The 20,607-nt window shown below is 69.4% G+C and carries 18 protein-coding genes; 11 read left to right on the top strand and 7 right to left on the bottom strand.

Annotated elements, in window-relative coordinates; all coding sequences use genetic code 11:
- Window positions 1-102: 102 nt before the first annotated feature.
- From BN1197_RS11875 to BN1197_RS11845, 7 genes are all read left to right on the top strand, one after another.
- Window positions 103-960 carry an alpha/beta fold hydrolase gene (locus tag BN1197_RS11875; RefSeq protein ID WP_082043850.1) on the top strand — a complete coding sequence of 286 codons (858 nt, stop codon included), beginning with the start codon at window positions 103-105 and terminating at the stop codon, window positions 958-960.
- Complete coding sequence (locus tag BN1197_RS11870; RefSeq protein ID WP_040159959.1) at window positions 957-2,180, top strand: thiolase family protein; 1,224 nt, start codon at window positions 957-959, stop codon at window positions 2,178-2,180. The genes BN1197_RS11875 and BN1197_RS11870 overlap by 4 nt, the downstream gene beginning before the upstream one ends.
- A complete protein-coding gene (locus BN1197_RS11865) occupies window positions 2,177-2,863 on the top strand; it encodes a 3-oxoacid CoA-transferase subunit A (protein WP_040159957.1) in 687 nt (228 codons plus the stop codon). The genes BN1197_RS11870 and BN1197_RS11865 overlap by 4 nt, the downstream gene beginning before the upstream one ends.
- 3 nt (window positions 2,864-2,866) lie before the next feature.
- Complete coding sequence (locus BN1197_RS11860; protein ID WP_040159955.1) at window positions 2,867-3,520, top strand: CoA-transferase; 654 nt, start codon at window positions 2,867-2,869, stop codon at window positions 3,518-3,520.
- A gap of 322 nt (window positions 3,521-3,842) precedes the next feature.
- Window positions 3,843-4,445: a TetR/AcrR family transcriptional regulator gene (locus BN1197_RS11855; RefSeq protein WP_040159952.1), complete on the top strand. Its 603-nt coding sequence runs from the start codon at window positions 3,843-3,845 to the stop codon at window positions 4,443-4,445.
- A gap of 340 nt (window positions 4,446-4,785) precedes the next feature.
- Window positions 4,786-6,195, top strand: a complete 1,410-nt coding sequence (locus tag BN1197_RS11850; RefSeq protein WP_245851910.1) for an MFS transporter — start codon at window positions 4,786-4,788, stop codon at window positions 6,193-6,195.
- 146 nt (window positions 6,196-6,341) lie between these two features.
- A complete protein-coding gene (locus BN1197_RS11845; RefSeq protein WP_040159950.1) occupies window positions 6,342-6,845 on the top strand; it encodes a MarR family winged helix-turn-helix transcriptional regulator in 504 nt (167 codons plus the stop codon).
- A 136-nt stretch (window positions 6,846-6,981) separates the two neighbouring features.
- On the opposite strand, the gene BN1197_RS11840 is transcribed toward BN1197_RS11845, so the two are convergent.
- Together BN1197_RS11840 and BN1197_RS11835 are read right to left on the bottom strand one after the other, a co-directional pair.
- A complete protein-coding gene (locus BN1197_RS11840) occupies window positions 6,982-8,985 on the bottom strand; it encodes a heavy metal translocating P-type ATPase (protein ID WP_040159948.1) in 2,004 nt (667 codons plus the stop codon).
- A gap of 118 nt (window positions 8,986-9,103) precedes the next feature.
- A complete protein-coding gene (locus tag BN1197_RS11835; protein WP_040159946.1) occupies window positions 9,104-9,337 on the bottom strand; it encodes a heavy-metal-associated domain-containing protein in 234 nt (77 codons plus the stop codon).
- A gap of 165 nt (window positions 9,338-9,502) precedes the next feature.
- On the opposite strand from BN1197_RS11835, the gene BN1197_RS11830 reads away from it, so the two are divergent.
- Window positions 9,503-10,186, top strand: a complete 684-nt coding sequence (locus BN1197_RS11830) for a Crp/Fnr family transcriptional regulator (RefSeq protein ID WP_040159944.1) — start codon at window positions 9,503-9,505, stop codon at window positions 10,184-10,186.
- A 100-nt stretch (window positions 10,187-10,286) separates the two neighbouring features.
- On the opposite strand, the gene BN1197_RS11825 is transcribed toward BN1197_RS11830, so the two are convergent.
- The 5 genes from BN1197_RS11825 to metG all read right to left on the bottom strand — a co-directional run bounded on the left by BN1197_RS11825 (window position 10,287) and on the right by metG (window position 16,865).
- Entirely contained in the window at window positions 10,287-12,086 is a 1,800-nt protein-coding gene (locus BN1197_RS11825; RefSeq protein ID WP_040159942.1) for an ABC-F family ATP-binding cassette domain-containing protein, read from the bottom strand.
- Window positions 12,087-12,129: 43 nt separating this feature from the next.
- Window positions 12,130-13,074: a 4-(cytidine 5'-diphospho)-2-C-methyl-D-erythritol kinase gene (locus tag BN1197_RS11820; protein ID WP_040159940.1), complete on the bottom strand. Its 945-nt coding sequence runs from the start codon at window positions 13,072-13,074 to the stop codon at window positions 12,130-12,132.
- Between the two features lie 118 nt (window positions 13,075-13,192).
- Window positions 13,193-14,017 (bottom strand): 16S rRNA (adenine(1518)-N(6)/adenine(1519)-N(6))-dimethyltransferase RsmA, encoded by an 825-nt coding sequence (gene rsmA / locus BN1197_RS11815; RefSeq protein WP_245851908.1) that lies wholly within the window; start codon window positions 14,015-14,017, stop codon window positions 13,193-13,195.
- A gap of 128 nt (window positions 14,018-14,145) precedes the next feature.
- Window positions 14,146-15,018, bottom strand: coding sequence for a TatD family hydrolase (locus tag BN1197_RS11810; RefSeq protein ID WP_040159937.1), 873 nt, complete (start codon window positions 15,016-15,018; stop codon window positions 14,146-14,148).
- Entirely contained in the window at window positions 15,015-16,865 is a 1,851-nt protein-coding gene (gene metG / locus BN1197_RS11805; protein ID WP_040159935.1) for a methionine--tRNA ligase, read from the bottom strand. Before metG ends, BN1197_RS11810 begins: the two co-directional genes overlap by 4 nt.
- Before the next feature lie 225 nt (window positions 16,866-17,090).
- Between metG and BN1197_RS11800 the strand changes: the two genes are divergently transcribed.
- The 3 genes from BN1197_RS11800 to BN1197_RS11790 all read left to right on the top strand — a co-directional run bounded on the left by BN1197_RS11800 (window position 17,091) and on the right by BN1197_RS11790 (window position 20,493).
- Window positions 17,091-18,827, top strand: a complete 1,737-nt coding sequence (locus BN1197_RS11800) for a sodium-dependent transporter (protein WP_040159932.1) — start codon at window positions 17,091-17,093, stop codon at window positions 18,825-18,827.
- Window positions 18,824-18,970 (top strand): methionine/alanine import family NSS transporter small subunit, encoded by a 147-nt coding sequence (locus tag BN1197_RS11795; protein WP_082043849.1) that lies wholly within the window; start codon window positions 18,824-18,826, stop codon window positions 18,968-18,970. The genes BN1197_RS11800 and BN1197_RS11795 overlap by 4 nt, the downstream gene beginning before the upstream one ends.
- A gap of 318 nt (window positions 18,971-19,288) precedes the next feature.
- Window positions 19,289-20,493, top strand: a protein-coding gene (locus tag BN1197_RS11790; protein WP_095999898.1) for an IS3 family transposase whose coding sequence is annotated in 2 segments (ribosomal slippage) — window positions 19,289-19,541 and window positions 19,541-20,493 — 1,206 coding nt in all. Because the reading frame shifts where the segments join, the coding sequence is not laid out codon by codon here.
- Window positions 20,494-20,607: the final 114 nt, after the last annotated feature.

The raw sequence follows: 20,607 nt of genomic DNA, 5'->3' as shown, positions 1-20,607 counted from the left end.
TTAGTCGACCGGTGCCCGCGCGACCGACCTGCCCGTGTCGGGTCACCGCTGCCCATCCCCCGACACCCCTGCCGCCGTCCACGTCCCTCCAGGAAGATGCCGATGTCGCCGACCCTGACCGCCACCGTCCTCGCCACCCCCGCCACATCGGCCACGCCGACCGGCCACGGCGCCTTCCCCCTGCTCATGCTCGGGCCGTCGCTCGGCACGCGCGCCGAGCGTCTGTGGTCGCCCGTGGTCCCCCTCCTGTCCGATGTCGCGTACCTCGTGACGTGGGATCTGCCCGGCCACGGTCGCTCGCCGGCCACGACCGAGGCCTTCACCGTGGGCGACCTGGCCGACGCCGTCGTCGAGCTCACCGAACACACCACGCGAGAGCTCGGCGGAACCACGGCAGGCGCCTATCACGCCGGGGTGTCCCTGGGTGGGGCGACGAGCCTGGAGATCGGCCTGCGCCACCCGCGCGAGTTCTCCGCCCTCGCGGTGTTCTGCTCGGGCGCCAAGCTCGGCACACCGCAGGGCTGGCGCGAGCGCGCGGAGCTCATCCGGCGCGAGGGGACCGGCGCCGTCGTCGACGGGTCGCGGCAGCGATGGTTCGCCCCCGGTTTCACCGAGTCCCGATCCGAGGTCGCCGACGCCCTCCTCGCGGACCTCCTCGAGGTCGACGACGAGTCCTACGCCCGATGCTGTGAGGCGCTCGCCGCGCACGACGTGACCGACCGGCTGGGCGACATCGTCACCACCACGGTCGCGGTGGCGGGCGAACACGACCAGGTCGCCCCGCCCGAGATGGCCGACACCATCGCGCGGGCCGCTCCGAACGCTCGCAGCGTCACCCTCCCCGGTGTCGCCCACCTGGCGCCGACCGAGGCCCCCCTGGCGACCGCCCGCGTCCTGCGCGAGCTCATCGCTCGCGCGGGTGCCTCCGACCCCCTCGAAGCACGGAAGGAAGACCGATGACCGAGGCCTATGTGCTCGACGCCGTCCGGATCCCGTTCGGCAAGTTCGGTGGATCGCTGGCGAGCATTCGCCCCGACGACCTCGCAGCCCACATCGTGCGCGAATCCGTGCGACGCGCGGGCGATCTCGACCCCCGCCACATCGACGAGGTGATCTTCGGCAACGCCAACGGCGCCGGCGAGGAGAACCGCAACGTGGCCCGCATGGCCACCCTCCTCGCCGGCCTGCCCGTGGAGATCTCGGGCACCACGGTGAACCGTCTGTGCGGGTCCAGCCTCGACGCCTCGATGATCGCCTCGCGCCAGATCGCTTGCGGCGACGCGGACCTCGTCCTCGTCGGTGGTGTGGAGTCGATGAGCCGCGCGCCCTGGGTGCTGCCCAAGACCGAGCGCCCCTACCCCGCCGCCAACCTCGAGGCCGTCAACACCGCCCTCGGGTGGCGTCTGGTGAACGAGCACATGCCGAAGGAGTGGACCGTCTCGCTCGGCGAAGCCACCGAACAGCTCGCCGAGAAGTACGGCGTGAGTCGTGAACGGCAGGACGAGTTCGCCGCCCGGTCCCACCGGCTCGCCGCGCAGGCCTGGTCGCAAGGCCGCTACGACGATCTCGTCGTCGCCGGCCCGGCACCCCGCAAGGGCGAACCGCTGACACGCGACGAGGGCGTCCGCGCCGACAGCACACCGGAGACGCTCGCCGGTCTCAGACCCGTCTTCCGTCCCGACGGCACCGTCACCGCAGGAAACGCCTCGCCGCTGTCCGACGGAGCGAGCGCCGCCTGGCTCGGAAGTGAGCGCGGTGCGCAGCGCCTCGGGGTGGCGCCCCTCGCCCGGATCGCCGGCCGGGGCGCGGCGGCGAACGAACCCCAGTACTTCGGTTACGCCCCCGTGGAGGCCGCGAACACGGCCGTGCGCCGGGCCGGGATCACGTGGTCCGACGTCGATGCCGTCGAACTCAACGAGGCCTTCGCGGCCCAGTCCCTGGCGTGCATCGACGCCTGGGACGTCGACCCGGACCGCGTCAACGCCTGGGGCGGCGCGGTCGCCATCGGCCACCCCCTCGGTGCCTCCGGGGCCCGCGTGCTGGGCACCCTGGCGCGTCGACTCGTCGCCGAGGGCGGGCGGTGGGGTGTGGCCGCCATCTGCATCGGCGTCGGGCAAGGCCTGGCCGTCGTCCTCGAGAACGTCGCATCCACCACGCCCCGGCAGGAGGCATCCGCATGAGCCCGAAGTTCGCCGAATCCGCCGCGGAGGCGGTTGCGCTCGTCAAGGACGGTGACACCGTCCTCATCGGTGGCTTCGGCAAGGCGGGCCAGCCCGTCGAGCTGATCGAGGCCCTCCTCGCGCGTGACGTGTCCGGCCTCACCGTCGTCAACAACAACGCCGGCAACGGTGACGAGGGTCTCGCCGCGCTCATCGCCGCCGGCAAGGTCGCCAAGATGATCTGCAGCTTTCCGCGCCAGCACGACAGCCACCACTTCGACGCGGCCTACCGCGCGGGCAAGGTCGAGCTCGAGGTGGTGCCCCAAGGCACACTGGCCGAGCGGATCCGAGCCGGCGGCGCGGGCATCGGTGGGTTCTTCACCCCCACCGCCTATGGCACGCCACTCGCCGAGGGCAAGGAGACCCGCATCATCGAGGGCCGAGGCTACGTACTGGAGTCCCCCATCGTCGGCGACGTCGCCCTGGTCAAGGCGCTGCGGTCGGATCGGCGCGGAAACCTTCTGTACCGCAAGACGGCCCGCAACTTCGGCCCCATCATGTGCACGGCCGCCGAACACGCCGTCGTGCAGGTCACCGAGGTCGTCGAGACCGGCGCCATCGACCCCGAGGCCGTCATCACCCCCGGCATCTTCGTCGACACCGTCGTGGAGATCCCCGCCCCGGCCACGCCGAAGGAGGCCTGAGCCATGGCAACCCCCGCCATGAACGCCCCGTTGTCCAAAGCCGAGCTCGCGCGGCTGGTCGCCGGCGACATCGAGCCCGGCTCGTTCGTCAATCTCGGTATCGGGCAACCGACCTCGGTATCCAACTACCTGCGCCGCGAGCAGGACGTCACCCTGCACACCGAGAACGGCATGCTCGGCATGGGCCCCGAGGCCAAGGGTGACGAGATCGACGTGGACCTCATCAACGCGGGCAAAATCCCCGTCACCGAACTCCCCGGGGCCTCCTACTTCCACCACGGCGACTCCTTCGGGATGATGCGTGGCGGTCACCTCGACGTCTGCGTCATGGGCGCCTTCCAGGTGTCCACCGGCGGCGATCTCGCCAACTGGTCCACCGGCGCACCGGACGCGATTCCCGCCGTCGGCGGCGCCATGGACCTCGCCATCGGAGCCCGCCAGACGTGGGTGATGATGACGCTGTTCGCCAAGGACGGCAGCTGCAAGATCGTCCCCGAACTCACCTTCCCGCCCACCGGCCTGGCGTGCGTGAGCCGCGTCTACACCGCCGACGGTGTGTTCCTCATCGAGAACGGGCGTGCGAGGATCCGCGAGACCTTCGGCACCACCCCCGAGGAACTGCGCGACCGCATGGGCATCGACGTGGCCCTCCCCTGAGCGAGGGCGAGCAGCAAGCGGCCTGGGAGTGGTGGTTTCGCGACACCGCAGGGCCCGCTTCGGTGCGCAGCGTCTCCTCGACCCACGGGAGACGTACTCACCCGATCCTCGGTCGAGCATGGAGGCCTGCGGCCGTCTCGAAACCATCGCGGCGTGTGCCGGCGCGTCAGCGAGTCTCGGGAGGTCGCCGGTCCGTTCCATCGGACACGGCATGATGGGGGCCGAGCGGCCGGCGGATTCGAGGCCGGCCGCCGTCGGGGCACGCGGGTGAGGAGAGACGTCAGTGAGCAGCAGCAGGACGAGCGGGAGCACCCGCACCCGCATGACAGGCAAGCAGCGGCGCGAGCAGCTCATCGTCATCGGGCGCACCCTGTTCGCCGACAAGGGGTTCGAGGCCACCACCGTCGAGGAGATCGCTGCCCGCGCCGGAGTCTCCAAGCCGGTCGTGTACGAGCACTTCGGCGGCAAGGAGGGGTTGTACGCGGTCGTCGTCGACCGTGAGATCCGCACGCTGCTCGACGCGATCACCGGAGCCCTCGACGAACGCACGCACGCCCGGGCCCTGGTCGAACGCGCCGCGCTCGCGCTGCTGGATTACGTGGAGAACTCCAGCGAGGGGTTCCGCATCCTCGTGCGTGATTCGCCCACCGGGCAGTCGACCGGCTCGTTCGCCTCGCTCATCAGCGACGTCGCGAGCCAGGTCGAGCACATCCTCGCCGCCCAGTTCAAGGCCTCCGGGCTCGACCCCAAGACCGCGCCGATCTACGCGCAGATGCTCGTCGGCATGGTGGCGCTCACCGGGCAGTGGTGGCTCGACTCCCCGAAGTTCAAGAAGGACGAGGTCGCCTCCCACCTCGTCAACCTCGCGTGGAACGGCCTCACGGGCATCGAGCCCCGGCCCACCCTGGGGACGAAGACCGACTGACCCCCGTCACCTCCGCTCCCGAGCCGCCGAGACAGCCGCCGTTTCCCGGATTCGACGCCAGCGGCGCACTGCCGACGTCGTCCTCATCGACGCGGCCGTGAAGCTTGGAGCCGCCGTAGCGCGCGACCACGCGGTCTCGGACGACCGTTCGTCGTCACCGGGCGACCGTTCCTCGAACCGGCGATCTGGCCGTCGCACCAAACGTGCCGGTGGAAGACAGCCCTCTACCCGCCGTTCGCGTTCTCGCTGATCGTTGTGGACATCAGGTGCACCCGGGCGGCGACGGCGGCCGGTCGCGACAACGACGTCGCGAGCACTCCAGAGAAGGGATGCGACAGCGGTGTCTGAATCGGTGCTCGGGGCGGAGAACCCGAACGAACTATTCGACTGGGAGAAGGACGCGGCTCCTGTTCCCGAGCGAAAGGTCTCGCTCAAGCGCGTGGCGGCGGCGAGCTCCATCGGTACGACGATCGAGTTCTACGACTTCTTCATCTTCGGAACGGCAGCGGCGCTGGTGTTCCCCACGATCTTCTTCGCCAAGTCGGACCCGAACACCGCGACACTGCAGTCGTTCGCGACGTTCGCGGTCGCGTTCTTCGCACGGCCGGTCGGTGCGATCGTCTTCGGCCACTACGGTGACCGCATCGGCCGCAAGCGCACTCTGGTATGGACGCTGCTCATCATGGGTATCGCGACGGTCGGCATCGGCCTTCTGCCCGGCTACTCCACGGGCGTGTTCGGGATGGTCCCGAACGGGATCGGCATCTGGGCGCCGACGCTGCTCGTGGCCGCCCGCTTCTTCCAGGGATTCGCCGTCGGCGGCGAATGGGCCGGCGCGACCCTGCTCACCGCGGAATACGCCCCCGCGGGCAAGCGCGGCATGATGGCGATGTGGCCGCAGCTCGGCCCGGCGTTCGCGTTCTTCCTCTCCTCGCTGACGTTCCTGCTGTTCACGCAGGGGAACAAGGCGGATGTCGACAGCTTCTTCATGACGATCGGCTGGCGCATCCCGTTCCTCATGTCGGCCCTGCTCGTCATCATCGGCCTGTGGATCCGCCTCGCCGTCGACGAGACGCCGGTCTTCAAGCAGGCCGAGCAGAACCTCGGGCAGGACCCGGATCGCAAGCTGCCGTTCCTCGACGCGATCCGCGACCAGTGGAAGCAGATCCTCATCGCCGGCGGCGCCCTCGCCTCGCTGTTCTCGCTGTTCTACATGGGCACGTCGTTCCTCACGAGCTACGCCACCAAGCAGCTCGGCTACTCGATGCCGTTCGTGCTGACGATGGGTGCGCTCTCGGCGATCCTCTTCGGCCTGTCGATCGCGGCGTCGGCGATGTGGTCGGACCGCATCGGCCGTCGGCGCGTCATCATGATCTCCTGCGCGATGGCGGTGATCTGGTCGCTGCTGCTGTTCCCCATGCTCGACTCGGGCATCACCGCGCTCTACGTGGTCGGGCTCCTCGGCACGCTGGTCATCTTCGGCGTCGCGTACGGTCCCGCGGGCGCCGCACTGCCGGAGATGTTCAAGGCCCGCTACCGCTACACCGGCGCGGGCCTCGGCTACAACCTCGCGGGCGTGCTCGGCGGCGCGATCCCGCCGCTGATCGCGGCCCGGTTCGTCGCCGAGGGGCAGAGCATCAACGTCGGCATCATGCTCGCCGTGCTCTCGACGATCTCGGTGATCTGCTGCTACCTCATGGTGGAGTCCAAGGACTACCGCATGGACGCCGGCGTCACCGCGCACGACTGACGCCGCCCCCTGGAAGGCCCGGGTCCGATCCGATCGGACCCGGGCCTTTCGTCTGTCCGGTTCTCCCTTCGTGTCGTCGGTTCGAGACGCGGGCCTCGCCCGTAGACTGCTGGGGCAACCCGACGGTCTGGAAGGAAGGACCACGCGTGCCACCGGCGTCCGATGACGAGGTCGACCGCATCGTCGCCGCGTGGGGTCGGGAACTTCCCGAGCTCGACGTCGCGCCGATGCAGGTGCTCTCACGGGTCACGCGTCTCGCGCGCCACCTGGAACGCGCCCGCGCCGAGGCGTTCTCGACCCGCGGGCTCGAGGGTTGGGAGTTCGACGTCCTCTCCGCGCTGCGCCGCGCCGGGCAGCCGTACGAACTCTCCCCCGGCGCACTCGTCCAACAGACGCTCTCGACCAGCGGCACGATGACCAACCGCATCGACCGTCTGGCTGCGCGGGGCTTCGTCGAACGCCGCCCGGATCCGCACGACCGCCGCGGGGTCAAGGTGCGCCTGCTCGAGCCGGGCGCGGCCGCCGTCGACGACGCCCTGCGCGCGCTGATGAGCCACGAGCAGCAGATCCTCGCCCACGTCGAGACGGGCGAGCGTGCCGGCCTGGCCGACGCCCTGCGTCATCTGCTCATTCCCCTCGAGTCCGGCTGACCCTCGCGAACGACCCCTCGCACGAGACCGAGGCCGATTCCTTCCGCTCATGATCGGCCTCGGTTCGTGTCGTGATCTCGATGGTCGGCGTTCTTCGAATCAGCCAGGGCCGCGGCCCCGCTGTCATTCGGTGAGGTCAGACGGGCACCGGCTCGGTTGTCGGTGCGATGGTCCGCCCCGCCCTCGGCATGGCTGTGGAGTCTGAGGTGTTGCGCAGCAGTCGCATCGCGTTGGCGATCACCACCAGCACGGAGGCTTCGTGGACGAGCATGCCGATCGACATGGTGACTCCGCCGGCGAAGACCCCTGCAAGCAGCAGAACCACGGTGATCAGGGCGATCGAGATGTTCTGTCGCATCACCGACACGGTCCGCTTGGCCAGGCCGATGCCCTCCGGCAGTTTGAGGAGGTTGTCTCCCATGAGGGCGATGTCCGCGGTCTCCACGGCCACGGCAGAACCGGCCGCGCCCATCGCCACGCCGATGTCCGCGGTGGCCAGAGCCGGGGCGTCGTTGACGCCGTCGCCCACCATGGCAATCGTGTGACCCTGACGCTGGAGACGGGTGACCGCGTCCAGCTTGTCCTCGGGCAGCAGGGAGGCGTGGATCTCATCGATCCCGGTGGCCTTTCCGACGGCCTCGGCCACCAGCCGGGTGTCGCCGGTGAGCATGACCACCTTCTCGACGCCTGCCCGATGCAGGCGGGCGACCATCTCGGGCGCATCCCGGCGGGTCTGATCGGCGACGGCGACGACACCGATGACCCTCTGGTCGACCGCGACGATCATGGGCGTCTTGCCCTCGGCGGCCAGATCCTCAGCCGCCTGGGCCGCTTCGGCGGCGGCCTCGGCAATGCCGTACTGCTCCAGCAGCGGCGGGTTGCCGATCAGCACGAGACGGCCACCGACCTCGGACACGATGCCCTTGCCAGGGACCGGCGTGACGGTGCCGGGGACACCCCGCGGGCCGACTCCCTCGGCTTCGGCCGTCTCCAGGATGGGACGGGCCAGCGGGTGCTCGGAGCCGGCCTCGGCGGCCGCTGCCCAGCGCAGCACCTCGGTCCGTTCCAGCGCGGGGTCCAGGACCACGACATCCGTCAGGCGGGGCCGACCCTCGGTGAGGGTGCCGGTCTTGTCCACGGCAACAGCGGATATCTTCGCCGAGGTCTCGAGGAACTCCCCGCCCTTGATGAGGATGCCGTTGCGGGCCGCGCGCCCGATACCGGCCACGATCGCGACCGGAATGGAGATCACCATGGCGCCAGGACAGCCGATGACCAGCAAGGTCAGGGCCAGGACCACGTCACCGGTGACCAGCCCGGCCACGAGTGCCAGCACCATCACGGCCGGTGTGTACCAGCGGGAGAAGCGGTCCATGAAGGCCTGAGTCTTCGCCTTGGCGTCCTGGGCCTCCTCCACGCGGTGGATGATGCGGGCCAGGGTGGTGTCCGCGCCGATGCCGGTGGCCGACACCTGCAGGAAACCGCCGCGGGAGACCGTCCCGGCGAAAACCTGGCTCCCCTCGGTCTTCTCCACCGGGATCGATTCACCGGTGATGGAGGCTTCGTCGAGGGCCCCGGTGCCGGCGACGACCTGGCCGTCGACCGGCACCTTCGCGCCGTTCTTCACCAGGACGATCTCGCCCATCCTCACCTGAGAGGCAGGGATCTCCTGTTGCCCGCCGTCGCGAACGACGATCGCGGAGTCCGGGGCCACGGCGACGAGCTCGGCCAGTGCCGAGCGTGTCTTGTTCAGGGTGGCGGCTTCCAGCGCGTGCCCGATCGCGAACAGGAACGTCACCGCGGCGGCCTCCCAGAAGTTGCCGATGACGATCGCGCCGATCGCGGCGACAGACACGAGCAGGTCGATACCGATGACCCTGACGATCAGCGCTCGAACGGCCTTCACCGCGATCCCGTAACCGGCCACGACGGCGGCAGCCAGCATGAAGGCGTCTCCGAGGGTGAAGGCACCGCCGGTGTGGGTGGCGTGATCGCCGGCGTCGACCCACCATCGAGGGCCGACGCTGATGTCGGCCGCCCCTGCGCCCAGCCACTGGATGGCGAACGAGATGGCGATGAGCACGCCCGATAAGACGGGAACCGGCCAGTTCCCATGAATCCATCTTGGGAGTTTCTTCATTTCCGATGACGACCTTTCTGGGATTCGTGTCGGTGGACCGACGCCGTGGGGCGAGATGGAATACGCCCCGGCCGTGGCGCTAATTGGGGAACGCCATGGCCGGGGTGTGGCGTTGTTTTCAGAACGCCGAGGGGGCGGCCTTATAGCCGGCCTTGGCGACGGCGGCGACAAGGTCGTCCGCGGAGACGCGTTCGGCGTCGTGGTCGACCTCGATGCGGGCGGAGGCGAAGTGAACCTTCACGCTCTCGACGCCCTTGAGGCGGCCGACCTGCTTCTCGATCTTGGCCACACAGGAGGGGCAAGAGAATCCCTCGGCTCGCAGGACAGTGCGGGTGGTGGCGGACGTCGTCATTGTGAATTTCCTTTCGTGATGGGTTTTCCCTCTTGACAACCCTCACGCTAGGTTCGCGCCGCTCAGAACTCCTTGACGCAGGTCAAGTGCGGATCACGAGTGCCGAGAATCCTGTCTCGGCGTCATCCACGGTGCCGTCGCTGCCGGTTCCGGTAGCCTGGCGGCATGCCCGAGGACGATTTGTGTGTCACTCGCGTCCCGATATTCCAAGGACTCACCCAGGCTCAGCAATTGCACGTCGTGGAGTTCGTCCGCCCGCTGCGTGTGGAGAAGGGCGAGATCGTCTACGGCCCCGGGGACTCGGTGTCGCGTCTGCTGGTCATGCACAGCGGGCAGCTCAAGGTGAGCCTCACAGCCGCCAACGGCCAAGAACAGATTCTGCGCACGGTGACCGACGGCGACGTCGTCGGAGAACGGGCGTTCCTCACCGGCCATCGCCCCAGCGAGCTCGTCACCGCGCTCGAAGACAGTCAGATGTGCGTCTTCGATCACGCCGATCTTGCCACCCTGCTGCGCGAGTACCCCGACATCAGTATGCGGATTCTGCGGACTCTGTCCGACCGGCTCTCCTCCGTCGAGCGACTGCTGGCCGCGATCACCTCCAGCGACGTCAGCGCCCGCGTCGCCGCGTACTTGTTGGACCTGCCCGCGAGCATGCGAGACGGCGTGCCGACCGTGCGGCTGCCGATCGCGAAGCAGGAGATCGCCGCCTACCTGGGCACCACGCCGGAAACACTGAGCCGGCGCCTTGCCGCTCTCTCCACATCCGGTGTCATCGAACTCCGCGGACGTCGTGACGTCACGATTCTCGACATCGATGCGCTCGAACGCGTAGCGACCCTGCAATAGGCGGGAATACGCGCCCGTATTGCGCCGAGGTGCCTGGCCGAGGAGTCGGCTTCGCGGCCGGCCGAGATGTCGGCTCATCTGCGACGTCCCGCCTCTCCGGTCACTCCACGAGTTCGGAGAGCTCCAGCCACTGCTCCTCCAGCGCGGCGAGCTCGTCCTCGAGCGTCCGCAGCTCCTCTGAATAAGTCCGCAGGCCTTCGAAATCGCTCTGATCGTGCTCGGCCATGCGCTGATGCAGCTTCTCGATGGCCGCCGAGACCTTCGTCATCCGTCGTTCGACGGCGCCCATCTCCTTCTGGGCCGCGCGTCGTTCGGCCGCGGAGACACCACCACCTTCGGCCGGGGTCGCCGCATCGGCGTCGGCGCGGGCGGCGGACATCGACGACCTGGACTGCTGCGCCGCGCGCAGCCGCAGATACTCCTCGACACCGCCGGGCACGTGCCGGAGCCGGCCGTCGAGGATCGCGTACTGCTGGTCGGTGACGCGTTCGAGCAGGTAGCGATCGTGGGAGACGACGATGAGGGTCGCGGGCCAGGAGTCGAGCAGGTCCTCGGTGGCGGCGAGCATGTCGGCGTCGACGTCGTTGGTCGGCTCGTCGAGGACGATCACGTTGGGCTCGGCGAGCAGCAGCAGGAGCAACTGCAAGCGGCGCTTCTGGCCTCCGGAGAGATCGTCGACCCGAGCCGACAGATGGGCGCGGTCGAACCCGAGGCGCTCGAGAAGCTGCGCGGGCGTGTGGTCCTTGCCGTCGATCGTGAACGTCGCCTTCTCACGCGCGAGCACCTCACGCACCCGCTCGCCGCCGATGTCCGCGAGTTGGGAGAACTGCTGGTCGAGCATCCCGATGCGCACGGTCTTGCCGCGCTTGACCCGGCCACTGCTCGGCTCGACCGCGCCGGTCACCAGGCCGAGCAGGGTCGACTTGCCCGCGCCGTTCGCGCCGAGGATCCCCGTGCGCTCACCAGGGCCGATGCGCCAGGTGATGTCGCGCAGGACCTCCTTGTCGCCGTAGCTCACCGACGCGTTCTCGATGTCGACGACGTCCTTGCCCAACCGCGCGACCGCCATGCGTTGGAGCTCGATGGGGTTGCGCACGGGCGGGACGTCGGCGATGAGCTGGTTGGCGGCCTCGATGCGGAACTTCGGCTTGCTCGTACGCGCCGGGGCACCCCGGCGCAGCCACGCGAGCTCCTTGCGCATGAGGTTCTGGCGCTTGGATTCCGTTGCGGCGGCGATGCGGTCGCGTTCGACGCGCTGCAGCACGTAGGCGGCGTAGCCACCCTCGAAGGGCTCGACGATGCCGTCGTGCACCTCCCACGTCTCGGTGCATACCTCGTCGAGGAACCACCGGTCGTGGGTGATGACGAGCAGCCCGCCGGCGTTCTTGGGCCAGCGTCGCTTGACGTGCTCCGCGAGCCAGGCGATGCCCTCGACGTCGAGGTGGTTGGTGGGCTCGTCGAGCGCGACGATGTCCCACTCCTCGACGAGCAGGGCGGCGAGGGCGACGCGTCGACGCTGGCCACCGCTGAGCTGGCCGATCCGTGCGTCCCACGGCACGTCGGCGACGAGTCCGTCGATGACGTCGCGGATGCGGGCGTCACCTGCCCACTCGTGCTCGGCGCGCTCCCCGACGATCGCCGCGCCCACCGTGGCGTCGGGATCGAGATCGTCGCGCTGGTCGAGCACGCCGACACGCACGCCGCTGCGACGGGTCACCCGACCGGCCTGGGGCTGGATGCGCCCCGAGAGCATGCCGAGCAGGCTCGACTTGCCGTCGCCGTTGCGCCCGACGATGCCGATCCGATCCCCCTCCTCGATCCCGAGGGTGAGGTCGTCGAACACGACCTTCGTCGGATACTCCAGGTGCAGCCCCTCGGCCCCGAGCAGATGCGCCGCCATCGATCCCCTTCACGTCACGTCATGACGCCGGAGAGTCACGGCGTCAGGGGCGATCCTCCCACTCCACGACCTGCGCCCCCGGCACGGGCCCGGTGGCCGTGTGCACGCGGGTGGCCGCACCGGAGTTGACGAGGGCGGCCGCGAGATCGTTCGCGGCGTGTCGGTCTCGGGCGAGGAAGACGATCGTCGGGCCCGAGCCGGAGACCAGTCCCCCGGCCGCTCCGAGCATGAGGCCCGCGTCGCGCACCTCGGCGAGTTCGGGGCGCAGGGAGAACGCGGGCTCCTCGAGATCGTTGTTCAGGCACGCCGCGAGGGAGTCGATGTCGCCGGCACGCAGGGCGCCGAGCATCTCCGCGGTCGGCTGCGGCGCGTCGACGGGTCGGTCCTCCCGCAGGCGGTCGAGCTCGCGGAACACCGCGGGCGTCGACAACCCGCCCTCGGCCTGGACCACGACCCATTCGTACTGTCCCGCGGTGAGCGCCGGCACGACGTTCTCCCCCCGCCCGGAGCCGATCGCCGTACCCCCGACCAGCGCGAAGTTGACGTCGCTGCCGAGTCGGGCCGCGTACTCGTGCAGACCGTCGACCCCGAGCCCGAGCCCGAGCCCCCACAACGCATCGCAGGCGACGAGCGCGCCGGCCGCGTCGGCGGATCCGCCCGCCATGCCACCGGCGACGGGGATCTGCTTGCAGATGTGCACGTGCACCGGATACGCCTGCTGCGCATGGGTGCCCGCGAGCATCTTGGCCGCGGCGAGCGCGAGGTTGGAGTCGTCGGTGGGGACGAGGTGGGCGTCGGTGCCCTCGACCGTGATCCGCCAGTCCTGCGCCGGCCGCACCGTGATGTGGTCGACGAGGTCGACGGCATGGAACACCGTCGCGAGGTCGTGGTAGCCGTCGTGGCGAAGCGGGCCGACCCGCAGTTCGAGGTTGATCTTCGCCGGCACCCGCACCGAGATGCCGGACGTGCCTTCGGACGCGGAGATCATGGCCTCACCCTAGATCGTCGTTCGACCCGGTCTGCTCATGGCCGTCCGTCGAATCGGGCCAGGCCGGCTCCGTCCGAGTCCGTTTCGGGCACTCGAGCCCCGATCGGGCCGCTCGACCTCAGGCGGGCGTGAGGTGGGCGGCGATGCGGATGAAGGCGTCCACATCGAGCTGCTCGCCGCGCGTCCGCGGGTCGATGCCCGCCGCGACGAGCGCCTCCTCGGCGGCCGGCGCGCCCCCGGCCAGGCCCGCGAGCGCGGCGCGCAACGTCTTGCGCCGTTGGGCGAACGCCGCGTCGACGACGGCGAAAACCCGCCGACGAGAGGCGTCGTCGCTGCGCGGCTCGTCGTGGCGCACGATCTCGACGAGCCCGGAGTCGACGTTGGGCGCCGGCCAGAACACCGACCGGCCGACGGTGCCGACGAGCCGCGCCGTTCCGTACCAGGCCGTCTTGACGCTCGGCACGCCGTAGATCTTGGATCCGGGTGCGGCACAGAGCCGTTCGGCGACCTCGAGCTGCACCATGACGAGCACCCGCCGGATGCTGGGGAACAGCTCGAGAAAGCGCAGGATGACCGGCACCGACACGTTGTACGGCAGGTTCGCGACCAGCGCGGTCGGGGCCGGGCCGGGCAGCGACGTGACCGTCATCGCGTCGTCGTGGACGACCTCGAGGCGGCCCGCGAGCGCGGGCGCGAAGTCGACCACCGTCTGCGGCAGGCGCGCCGCGAGCAGCGGGTCGACCTCGACGGCGACGACCCGCGACACGTTCGGCAGCAGCGCCAGCGTCAACGATCCCAGCCCTGGCCCCACCTCGACGACGACATCCTCCGGCCCGACCCCCGCGAGCCGCACGATGCGCCGCACGGTGTTCGCGTCGACGACGAAGTTCTGCCCCCACTGCTTGGTGGGCCGCAGGCCGAGGACGGCGCCGATCTCACGCACGTCTCGCGCCGAGAGCAGGCGCCCGGTCGGGCAGGTCCTCGAATCCTCTTGCCCTGCACTGGAATCCGCGCCAGGGTCCGCACCGATCGACGCGGCGCCGGTGGGGTCCGCAGGGCCGGTGTCGTCGCTCACCACGGCCCGTAGACGTCCTCTGACGTCGCCGAGATCGTGCGGCACAGGTCGGCGACCGACATCGTGAGCACGTCGGCCATCGTGCGCACCGTGAGCGCCACCAGCATCGGGGCGTTGACGCCGCCGCGGTACGGAGTGGGCGTGAGGTAGGGGGTGTCGGTCTCGACGAGGAGCTGCGACGGCGGCACCACCGACAGTGCGTTGCGCAGTTCGCGGGCGCTCTTGAACGTGACCGTGCCGGCGAAGCTCAGGTAGTAGCCGCGCTCGACGCATTCGCGGGCCATCGCCATGTCACCCGAGAAGCAGTGCATGACGGTCTTGGCGGGAGCCCCCTCCTCGGCGAGGATGCGCAGCACGTCGTCGTGGGCGTCGCGATCGTGAATCTGCAGCACCTTGCCGGTGCGCTTGGCGAGGTCGATGTGGCGGCGGAACGAGTCCTGCTGCGCACCGCGACCCTCGGGCTCCGTGCGGTAGTAGTCGAGCCCCGTCTCGCCCACGACCCGGATGCGCGGGTGCTCCACGAGACGCTCGATGACCGCGAACGCCTCGTCCAGGTCGCCGCGCTCGGCGTGCAGCGGAGCCTCGTTGGGGTGCAACGCGACTCCGCCCAACAAGGCCGGATGCACGTCGACGAGTTCGGCGGTGAGTTCGGCGCTCTCGATGTCGCACCCGATCTGCACGATGCGGTCGACGCCCACGGCCCGCGCGTCCTTGACGAGCCGCTCGACGTGCGCGGCGAGGTCGAGCCCGTCGCTCGCCAGATCGTCGTCACGGCGGATGTCGAGGTGCGCGTGGTTGTCGACGACGGGCAGGGGCAACGGATCGGGTCGGGCGGGCGCCGATCTGTTGCCCTGGTCGGTGGGGCTCATGACGCGTCGGTCGACCCGCCGGCCATCCGGGCCAGCTCCTGGTCGACGAGCTCGGGGTCGAGCTTGGTGAACACGCCGGCCGGCTTGGCGATGGGCGTCCCGACCCGCACCGGGGTCGACTCCCAGCGCGGAAAGTCGGAGTACTCCCCCGTGATGATCGGGTAGCTGCGCACCGGCGGCACCATTCCCTCACCGCCGACGAGACGCAGGTCGCCCGCGTCGATGTCCTCGACCTCCTCGATGCGGGGCATCGGCGTGAGCGTGCCGTCGCCACCGAGTACCGCATCGACGCGGTTGGACGCGTGCGGCAGGAACGGGCTGAGCATGAGGTTGAGGTCGCTGACGCACTGCGCGAGCACGTGGAGGATCGTCAGGAGCCGTTCGCGCTGGTCGTCGCCCTTGAGCTTGAAGGGCTCGGTGCGCGAGACGTACGCGTTGACCTCGCCGACCAGCCGCATCGCCTCACCGAGGGCTTGCCGCTGGCGGTGCCGCTCGATGAGATTCCCGACCGTGCCGAAGCCGTCGCGCACCGCCGCGAGGATCTCGTCGTCGATGGGCTCGGTCTGCCCCAGGGGAGGGATCTCGCCGACGTTCTTCGCGATCATCGCCGCCGTGCGGTTGACGAGGTTGCCCCACCCCGCGACCAGCTCGGAGTTGGTGCGCGTGACGAACTCCGACCACGTGAAGTCGGAATCCTGCGTCTCGGGCCCGGCCGCGCTGATGAAGTAGCGCAGCGCATCGGGCTGATAGCGCTCGAGCATGTCGCGCACGTAGATGACCACGCCCCGCGAGGAGGAGAACTGCCTGCCCTCCATCGTCATGAACTCACTGGCCACGACCTCGGTGGGCAGGTCGAGCTCCCCGAAGACGCTGGGTTCGCCCCCCTTGTCACCCCGCCCCATCGAACCGAGCAGCTCGGCCGGCCAGATCTGGGAGTGGAACGTGATGTTGTCCTTGCCCTGGAAGTAGTACGACACCGCCTCCGGGTCGTTCCACCACTCCCGCCAGCGCTCCGGCTCCCCGGTGCGTCGCGCCCACTCGATCGACGCCGACAGGTACCCGATGACCGCGTCGAACCACACGTAGAGGCGCTTGGTGGGCTCCTCGCTCCAGCCCTCCAGTGGGATCGGGATGCCCCAGTCGATGTCACGCGTCATCGCCCGTGGCCGCATGTCCTTGAGCAGGCCCCGGCTGAACCGGATGACGTTGGTGCGCCACGTGCCGGTTGCCTCCCGCTCGCCGAGCCACGCCGACAGCGCGTCGGCCAGCGCCGGCAGGTCGAGGAAGAAGTGCTGCGACTCGACGAACTGCGGGGTCTCGCCGTTGATGCGCGACCTCGGGTCGATGAGGTCGGTGGGGTCGAGCTGGTTGCCGCACGTGTCGCACTGGTCGCCGCGGGCGTCGGTCGCACCGCAGATCGGGCACGTGCCCTCGATGTAACGGTCGGGCAGCGTGCGGCCCGTCGACGGAGAGATCGCGCCGTGGGTGGTCTGCTCGATCATGTAGCCGTTGGCGTGCACGGCGCGGAACAACTCCTGCACGACCGCGTAGTGATTGCGCGTGGTCGTGCGGGTGAACAGGTCGTAGGAGAGCCCCAGACCCACGAGGTCCTCGACGATGATGCGGTTGTTCTCGTCGGCGAGTTCCATCGGGGTCACGCCGCGCTCGTCGGCCGCCACGAGAATTGGGGTGCCGTGCTCGTCGGTGCCGCTCACCATGAGCACGTCGTGGCCCGCCATGCGCATGTACCGGCTGAAGACGTCGGAGGGCACCCCGAAGCCCGCGACGTGACCGATATGACGAGGGCCGTTGGCATACGGCCAGGCGACGGCAGAGAGCACCTTCATACGCCGATCCTACGTGGGGACCGTTCGTCGTCCGGACGTGCCGCTCACCGAACGGATCTGGATCGTCCCGTGCAAAATCCGCCCACATGACCCCCGTCACACATACGGTGAGGGCCGCAAGGCCACGACGGTGACACCGCCGGGCCCCGACCACCGCGTCGACGCACCCACCCCGCGTCGACGCCGTCACACCCGAAGAGCCCTCGGCCCGCGAAAGAAGGTTCCATGAGCAGTCCAGGCAACCCCCCAGCCAGCCCACCCACGGCCGGCAAGCCCCGCGAACAGTGGTCCGGCCAGCTCGGATTCCTCCTCGCCGCCATCGGCTCCGCCGTCGGCCTCGGCAACATCTGGCGCTTTCCCGGTGTCGCGTACAGCAACGGCGGCGGCGCGTTCCTCATCCCGTACCTCGTCGCACTGCTGACCGCGGGTATCCCGATCCTGTTCCTCGACTACGCGCTCGGGCACCGCTACCGCGGCTCCGCGCCCGCCGTGTTCCGCCGGCTCAACCGCAAGGCCGAGGCCCTCGGCTGGTTCCAGGTGCTCATCGCGTTCGTCATCACGATCTACTACGCCGCGATCATCGCCTGGGCCGCCTCCTACGTGTACTTCTCGGTGAACAAGGCGTGGGGCGCCGACCCGGTCTCGTTCCTCGTCAAGGACTACCTGCAGGTGGGCGCCCCGGCCGTGTCGTTCGACTTCGTGCCCGGCGTGCTCGTGCCCCTGGTGGTCGTGTGGATCGTCGTGCTGATCATCATGGCCGGCGGCGTGCAGAAGGGCCTGGAGAAGGCGAACAAGGTGTTCCTGCCGCTGCTCGTCGTTCTCTTCGTCGGACTCGTCATCCGCGGCCTCACCCTGCCGGGCGCCGTCGAGGGCCTCAACGCGTTCTTCACCCCCGACTTCACGGCGCTGGGCGACCCGGGCGTGTGGATCGCCGCCTACAGCCAGATCTTCTTCTCGCTGTCCATCGCGTTCGGCATCATGCTCACCTACGCCAGCTACCTGCCGCGTCGCGCCAACCTCGGCGGCACCGGCCTCGTCGCCGCGTTCGCCAACTCGAGCTTCGAAATCCTCGCCGGCATCGGCGTGTTCGCCACCCTCGGCTTCATGGCCCACGCCGAGGGCACGACCATCGACAGACTCGAGGGCATCACGGGCGTCGGCCTGTCGTTCATGACGTTCCCCGCGCTCATCAACGAGATGCCCGGCGGCGAGATCTTCGGCGTCCTGTTCTTCCTCTCCCTCGTCCTCGCCGGGCTCACCTCGATCATCTCGCTGCTCGAGGTCGTCACCGCCGCGTTCCAGGAGAAGCTCGACCTCAGCCGTAACGCCTCCGTCGCGATCGTCGGCGGCATCACCACGGTGCTGTCGGTGCTGTTCTTCTCGACCACCAACGGCCTCAACATGCTCGACGTCGTCGACAAGTGGGTCAACGAGATCGGCATCGTCACCTCCGCGATCGTCATGACGCTGCTCGTCACCTACGTGCTGCGCAAGCTCAAGGTGCTCGAACGCCACCTCAACGGCATCTCGAGCCTCCCCATCGGCGCATGGTGGCGGGTGCTCGTCGGCGTCGTCACCCCGATCATGCTCGTCGTCATGCTCGTCGCGACCGTGCGCGAGCTGCTCACCGAGGGCTACGGCGGCGGCGACTACCCGGCCTCCTTCACCAACACGTTCGGGTGGGGAACCGTCGGGGTCATGGTCGTGCTCGCGTTCGTGCTCGCGCTCATCCCGTGGAAGACCGACGTCGACGCCCGCTCCGAGTACGACGACGGCGGCGAAGGCCTGCCCGTGCACTCGGTGCTCCCGCCGGATGAGGACCGCTACGGCCACCCGCTCGGCACCCACACCGACCAGGGCTACCACGCCGGCACCGACCCCGAGATCGCCCGCCCACCGCGCTTCCACGGAAGCCACGGCGCCCACGACCGCACCCAGCACGAGAAGGAAGGCGACCGATGACCCCCATCGCCATCACGTTCCTCATCCTCGCCATCGTCCTCGTGTGGGGCGGCCTGGCCGTCTCGGTCGTCGCGCTGATCCGCAGCTCCGACGCACCGGACGTGCCTCCGGAGTCCCTGGCACCCGAGGGCCGGGTCGACTGACGACGACTCGACCAGCGGAAGCGCCGGGACCGACACGATCGGTCCCGGCGCTTCTGTGTGCCGGCACCGACGACTCGGACGCCGAGCGCTACCCCCACCCAGCCGAAACAGGCGTCTTCACCCTGTGGGCTTGACCCCGTTTGACGGACATCCGGACTGGTCAGGGTGACCTGGCGGGAGAGGATGCTGTCATGGGTGCAGCCAGGAAGAAGTTCACGCCGCAGTACCGGCGTGATGCCGCGCATCTGGTGGTGGGCTTGACCCCGTTTGACGGACATCCGGACTGGTCAGGGTGACCTGGCGGGAGAGGATGCTGTCATGGGTGCAGCCAGGAAGAAGTTCACGCCGCAGTACCGGCGTGATGCCGCGCATCTGGTGATCGACACCGGCCGCACGATCCGCGCGGTCGCGCAGGAGATCGGGGTGGGCGAGCAACTGCTGGGCCGGTGGGTTGCTGCGGAGCGAGCCCGGGTGGATGACCCGCCGGCGGCGGTAGACATCAACGAGCGGGCCGAGCTGGAGCGGCTGCGTGCGGAGAATGCGCAGTTGCGGATGGATCGGGAGTTCTTGAAAAAAGCAGCGGCCTTCTTCGCGACGGAGAACGCGTCGAACCCGACGCCGCGTTCGCGTTGATCCACGTGGAGAAGGCCCAGCCCGCCGCGCAGCGTCCGAGCGTGGCGCGGATGTGTGAGCTGCTGGGTGTGTCCCGTTCGGGCTATTACGACTGGGCCACCCGGCATGGGACCGAGCCGGGGCCGCGGGAGCGGCGTTGGCGCCAGGTCCGCGCCCTGGTTCTTGCCGCGCACGAGGAATCAGACGGGGTTTACGGCGCCCCGCGGATCACCGCGCAGCTACGCGCCGCCGGCGAGAAGGTCTCGACGAAGACGGTGGCCAAAGCGATGCGCGCCGAAGGGATCCGAGGGGTCAGTCCGCGGCCGTGGACGCCGGTGACCACGATCAGTGGTCCCTCACCGCACGCGATCCCGGACCTGGTCGGGCGGCGCTTCGACACCGGCGCACTCAACAAGGTGTGGACCTCGGACATCACGTACTTGCCCACTGGTGAGGGGTGGCTGTACTTGTGCGCGGTCCGTGACGGCTGTTCGCGCCGCGTGTTGGGCTACGCCTTCAGCAACAACCTGCACACCGACCTCGTCGAGCAAGCCCTGCGGCGCGCGGTCACCTTCCGCGAGGGCTTCGACCGTGGGGTGATCCTGCACGCTGACCGGGGCTGCCAGTACACCTCCCAGCAGCTGCACGACGCCGCCGCCGGGCTCGGCGTGCGGCTATCGGTCGGCCGTACCGGAGTGTGCTGGGACAACGCCCAACAAGAGAGCTTCTGGGCCACGCTGAAGACCGAGTATTTCAACCGACACGAGTTCGGCACCCGTGCCGCCGCGATCCGCGGTGTGAGCGAGTGGATCGAGACCCTGTACAACCGCCGCCGGCGCCACAGCGCCCTCGGATTCATCAGCCCGGTAGCCTTCGAACACCGCAACACCACCGCGGCCCAAGCCGCTTAATCGATGTCCGTCAAACGGGGGCAACCCCAGTAACCCACCGATCCACAGGTCTTGACAATTACTCGTCATCGAGGCGCTTGTGCCCGAACCCGTCCTGGCCGCATGGTCGGCGAC

The sequence above is a fragment of the Mobilicoccus massiliensis genome, from assembly GCF_000826525.2.
GTDB lineage: Bacteria > Actinomycetota > Actinomycetes > Actinomycetales > Dermatophilaceae > Mobilicoccus > Mobilicoccus massiliensis.
The sequence above is the reverse complement of the archived record's forward strand: the minus strand, read 5'-3'. Positions and strand labels throughout refer to the sequence as shown.